Raw genomic sequence first — 4,619 nt, 5'->3', positions numbered from 1 at the left:
CTGCTCCCCTGCTCCCCTGCTCCCCTGCACAAGCTTTGAGATGTGGTGAGAAATCCGGGATAGAACTTGATGAGCGTGCCACCATCCAGCAAACAATAAACTTGAGAATTTTAGTAAGCAAGAATACAAAATATTGTGATGGCGGATTGGCTTGATATTATTATTAAAATGTTAATATGTTGAGAATAAGCAGTTAAAATCCATAACTGTTAAAAAGAGAGGAACACAATGTCAGAAACGCAAACTTTGTTACGGAATTTTGGTCATGTATATGACAATCCTGTTTTGCTGGATCACAGCGTAACTGCTCCAGTCACAGAAGGATTCAACGTTATATTAGCTAGTTTCCAAGCACTGTACTTGCAGTACCAAAAACATCATTTTGTAGTTGAAGGCTCAGAATTTTACTCTCTGCATGAGTTTTTTAACGAAAGCTACAACCAAGTACAAGACCACCTTCATGAAATTGGAGAACGTTTGGATGGACTGGGTGGTGTGCCAGTAGCTACCTTTAGCAAACTAGCAGAATTAACCTGTTTTGAGCAAGAATCTGAAGGCGTATATTCCTCTCGCCAAATGGTGGAAAATGACCTAGCTGCCGAACAAGCAATCATTGGCGTAATTCGTCGTCAAGCTGCTCAGGCAGAGAGTTTAGGCGATCGGGGTACACGCTATCTGTACGAAAAGATTTTGTTGAAAACTGAAGAACGCGCTTATCATTTGTCTCACTTCCTCGCTAAAGACAGCTTAACTTTAGGGTTTGTCCAAGCTGCTCAAAGCTAAAACTCTCCTAATCTAGATTTGTCTACTAGACTAAAAGCAAAAGTTGGCCGCACGAAGTCTTAAAATATTATAAAAAATGGCAGAGAATGGTATCCTTATTTCTCTGCCATTTTTAATTTAAGTAAACATATTCTCATAATATTTAATGTTGATAACATTTAGCAATTAGCTAGTTAATAAATATTTTTATCTAAGAAATTTATTTATCCTGAATAAGCAGACAGATATATCCCACAAAAAATCACAATTTGTTGCAAATTTTCATCAAATTAAATAATAAATATTCGCAAAAGCTTTAAAAATTTGAGCATCACAATTAAATAAAATTGGAAATACAAAATATTTATTGGGAATTAGGTATTGGGAATTGAGGAAATGCTTACTTAAAAACTCTCCCACAGTCCCCAGTACCTAATCCCCAATCCTCAGTCCCTAATCCCCTTTCTGTCATCAAACCTAGAAAACTTAATAATAAAAAGCACGACAGGGTGTAAAGACCCTTAAAATAATCAGGATTTGTATTCTCATACTCCAAGGCAACGACTATGCCCCGCCGTGATGACCTCCGGAAGATTCTACTGTTAGGCTCTGGCCCAATTGTGATTGGACAAGCCTGTGAGTTTGACTACTCTGGCACTCAAGCCTGCAAAGCGCTGCGAGAAGAAGGCTATGAAGTGGTTTTGGTCAACTCCAATCCTGCAACGATTATGACTGACCCGGAAACGGCCGATCGCACTTACATTGAGCCGTTAACTCCAGAATTGGTCGAAAAAGTCATTGAGAAAGAACGCCCCGATGCTTTACTACCAACAATGGGAGGACAAACCGCCCTCAACCTCGCCGTTGCTTTAGCCAAAAATGGCGTGTTGGAAAAGTATGGCGTTGAGTTAATCGGCGCTAAACTCCCAGCGATCGAAAAAGCCGAAGATCGAAAACTTTTTGGTGAAGCAATGGCCAGGATTGGGGTAGCTGTGTGTCCCAGCGACACAGCCGAATCTTTGGAAGAAGCCAAAGCTGTTGCTCGTCAAATTGGTACTTATCCCCTAATTATTCGTCCAGCTTTCACAATGGGTGGAAGTGGCGGCGGTATTGCTTACAACCAAGAAGAATTTGAAGAAATGGCACAGGTAGGTATAGATGCTAGTCCTGTTTCGCAAATTCTCATTGACCAGTCCTTACTCGGCTGGAAAGAATATGAACTCGAAGTGATGCGTGACCTAGCAGATAACGTGGTGATTATCTGCTCCATCGAAAACCTTGACCCGATGGGCATTCACACTGGGGATTCTATTACCGTCGCTCCCGCGCAAACCCTCACTGATAAAGAATATCAAAGGCTGCGGGATATGGCAATTAAAATCATCCGCGAGATAGGTGTGGAAACTGGCGGTTCTAATATTCAATTTGCTGTTAATCCGGTTAATGGCGATGTCGTCGTAATTGAGATGAATCCCCGCGTTTCCCGCAGTTCGGCTTTATCTTCCAAAGCTACAGGTTTTCCCATCGCTAAAATTGCTGCAAAGCTAGCTGTGGGCTACACCCTGGATGAAATTCAAAATGACATCACCAAGAAAACTCCCGCGTCCTTTGAGCCGACAATTGACTATGTGGTGACAAAAATCCCCCGCTTCGCCTTTGAAAAGTTCCCTGGTTCCGACCCAGTGCTGACAACTCAAATGAAGTCAGTCGGAGAAGCGATGGCAATTGGACGGACTTTCAACGAATCCTTCCAAAAGGCACTGCGATCGCTCGAAACAGGACGCGCTGGTTGGGGTTGCGATCAAGCTGAGAAATTACCCAGTGGCGAACAAATCCGCGCCCAACTGCGGACACCTAACCCCGATCGCATTTTCTCCGTGCGCCATGCTTTACAACTAGGGATTAGTGCTGAGGAAATCTACGAACTAACTGGTATCGATCCGTGGTTTTTAGATAAATTTCAGCAACTCCTAGATGTCGAAAAATTCCTGAAGCGGACACCCTTGCAGCAATTGACAAAAGAGCAACTTTATGAAGTGAAACGGGATGGATATAGCGATCGCCAAATTGCTTATGCGACCAAAACCACCGAAGACGAAGTTCGCGCTTACCGCAAGTCACTAGAAATTATCCCAGTTTACAAAACTGTGGATACCTGCGCTGCTGAGTTTGAAGCCTTTACCCCCTACTATTACTCTACCTACGAAGAAGAAACAGAGGTAATGCCCGCAACCAAGCCCAAAGTGTTGATTTTGGGTGGTGGCCCGAACCGCATTGGCCAGGGAATTGAGTTTGATTATTGTTGTTGTCACGCCGCTTATGCCTTAAAAGATGCGGGGTATGAGACGATTATGGTCAACTCAAACCCAGAGACAGTTTCGACGGACTACGATACCAGCGATCGCCTTTACTTTGAGCCTTTAACAAAAGAAGATGTCCTTAACATCATCGAAACTGAAAATCCAGTCGGAATAATAATCCAATTTGGCGGACAAACACCGCTAAAGCTGGCTATCCCATTACAAGAGTTTCTTAACAATGACACCTCAGGACTGCTGACTAAAATTTGGGGGACATCGCCAGATTCCATCGACATGGCGGAAAACCGGGAACGGTTTGAAAAGATTCTCCAACAGTTGAATATTGCCCAACCGCCGAATGGCATTGCGCGGAGTTACGAAGATGCGCTGATTGTCGCCAAACGCATTGGCTATCCAGTGGTGGTGCGCCCCAGTTATGTATTAGGGGGGCGGGCGATGGAAATCGTCTATTCCGATACTGAGTTGGAACGCTACATGAGCTTTGCAGTCCTCATAGAACCAGAACATCCGATTTTGATTGATAAGTTTTTGGAAAACGCCATTGAAGTCGATGTCGATGCGATCGCCGATCGTACAGGGCGGGTAGTTATTGGTGGCATTATGGAACACATTGAGCAAGCGGGGATTCACTCAGGGGATTCTGCTTGTTCCTTACCCTCTATTTCCCTATCACCAGCAGTTCTCAATCAAATTCGTACTTGGACAGTACAGCTAGCACAAGCGCTGTCAGTCGTGGGATTGATGAATATTCAATTTGCCGTTGTCGGTGCAAGTACTTATTCTCCCCAAGTTTACATTTTGGAAGCAAACCCCCGCGCTTCCCGCACAGTGCCCTTTGTCTCTAAAGCAACAGGCATACAGTTAGCGAAATTAGCATCCTTAATTATGTCGGGTAAAACCTTAGAGGAGCTACATTTCACCGAGGAAGTTATTCCCACACATATTGCAGTAAAAGAAGCAGTATTACCCTTTAATAAATTCCCAGGAACTGATACAATATTGGGCCCAGAAATGAGATCCACTGGTGAGGTGATGGGGATTGACACCGACTTTGGCCGGGCCTTTGCCAAAGCGGAACTGGGTGCTGGGGAGCGTTTACCACTGACTGGAACTGTATTTGTATCAATGAGCGATCGCGATAAAGCTGCCGCAGGTGCTGTGGTGAAGGAATTTATCGATTTGGGCTTTACAGTGATGGCTACCCTTGGTACACGCCAAGTTCTTCTCGAACAGGGGTTAAATATTGAATTGGTGCTTAAACTTCATGAAGGCCGTCCCCACGTCCTAGATGCAATCAAAAACAAAAAAATCCAACTTATTATCAACACACCTTCCGGGGAAGAAGCCCAGACTGATGCTAAGTTAATCCGCCGTACAGCTTTAGCTTACAAAATCCCCATTATAACCACCATTGCCGGCGCAAAAGCTACCGTTGCCGCTGTCCGTTCTTTACAAAACACAACTTTGGACGTAAAAACCATTCAAGAGTACTGCCCGATTACGAGGGAGTAGGGAGCAGGGGGAGCAGGGGGAGCA

Annotated in this window: 2 protein-coding genes; both read left to right on the top strand. The window is 44.3% G+C overall.

The features are described 5' to 3' along the window. The first annotated feature begins 228 nt into the window (after positions 1-228). A complete protein-coding gene (locus tag CDG79_RS39110) occupies positions 229-783 on the top strand; it encodes a Dps family protein (RefSeq protein WP_094346861.1) in 555 nt (184 codons plus the stop codon). Positions 784-1,328: 545 nt separating this feature from the next. Further along, positions 1,329-4,595: a carbamoyl-phosphate synthase large subunit gene (gene carB / locus CDG79_RS39105; RefSeq protein WP_094346860.1), complete on the top strand. Its 3,267-nt coding sequence runs from the start codon at positions 1,329-1,331 to the stop codon at positions 4,593-4,595. Positions 4,596-4,619: the final 24 nt, after the last annotated feature.

The organism is Nostoc sp. 'Peltigera membranacea cyanobiont' 232 (genome assembly GCF_002245985.1).
GTDB lineage: Bacteria > Cyanobacteriota > Cyanobacteriia > Cyanobacteriales > Nostocaceae > Nostoc.
The sequence above is the reverse complement of the archived record's forward strand: the minus strand, read 5'-3'. Positions and strand labels throughout refer to the sequence as shown.